The sequence below is a fragment of the Rhizobacter sp. P2_H2 genome (assembly GCF_056403375.1).
This window is the reverse complement of sequence record NZ_JBFUFP010001393.1, coordinates 1-1,167: the sequence shown is the minus strand read 5'-3', so window position 1 is coordinate 1,167 and position 1,167 is coordinate 1. Positions and strand designations below refer to the sequence as shown.

Below are 1,167 nucleotides of genomic sequence, written 5' to 3'. Positions count from 1 at the left end.
GTTCCTCTCCGTCTGAGTCATTTCCCCGAACACACACATTCACAGGAGCACGCCATGCCCGACACCCTGATCAAGGTCGACCTGAAGCAATCGCCGTACGAGAACGAGCAGGTCCACAACCGCTGGCATCCGGACATCCCGATGGCCTGCTGGATCAAGCCGGGCGACGACTTCGTGCTCGAGACCTACGACTGGACGGGCGGCTTCATCCAGAACAACGACAGCGCCGACGATGTGCGCGACATCGATCTGTCGATCGTGCACTTCCTGTCGGGCCCGGTCGGCGTGCACGGCGCCGAACCGGGCGACCTGCTGGTGGTCGACCTGCTGGACATCGGCGCCAAGGCCGACAGCCTGTGGGGTTTCAACGGCTTCTTCTCGAAGAACAACGGCGGCGGCTTCCTGACCGACCACTTCCCGTTCGCGCAGAAGTCGATCTGGGACATCCAGGGCATGTTCACGAAATCGCGTCACGTGCCGGGTGTCAACTACGCCGGGCTGATCCACCCGGGGCTGATCGGCTGCCTGCCGGACCCGTCGCTGCTCGAGAAGTGGAACGAGCGCGAGGTCGGCCTGATCGCGACCGAGCCCGACCGCGTGCCGCCGCTGGCCAATCCGCCGTTCGCGGCCACCGCCCACATGGGCAAGCTGGGCGGTGACGCGAAGGCCAAGGCGGCGGCCGAGGGGGCTCGTACCGTGCCGCCGCGCGAGCACGGCGGCAACTGCGACATCAAGGACCTGTCGCGCGGCTCGAAGATCTACTTCCCGGTGTACGTGAAGGGCGCCGGCCTGTCGGTGGGCGACCTGCACTTCAGCCAGGGCGACGGCGAGATCACCTTCTGCGGCGCGATCGAGATGGCCGGCTGGGTGCACATGAAGGTCGAGGTGATCAAGGGCGGCATGGCGATGTACGGCATCAGGAACCCGATCTTCCGGCCCAGCCCGATCACGCCGCACTACAACGACTACCTGATCTTCGAGGGCATCTCGGTCGACGAGGCCGGCAAGCAGCACTACCTGGACGTCAACGTCGCGTACCGGCAGGCCTGCCTGAACGCGATCGAGTACCTGACGAAGTTCGGCTACTCGAAGGCGCAGGCCTACTCGATCCTCGGCACGGCGCCGGCACATCCCGCTCGGCCATGCGCCGCAGCGCATCGAAGGGCC

1 protein-coding gene is annotated in these 1,167 nt (G+C 66.0%); it reads left to right on the top strand.

The annotated features are described in order from the left end of the window. Window positions 1–54 precede the first annotated feature (54 nt). Window positions 55–1,167: formamidase (gene fmdA, locus AC1D15_RS33365; RefSeq protein WP_477829441.1), on the top strand; the 1,113-nt coding region annotated here is incomplete at its 3' end.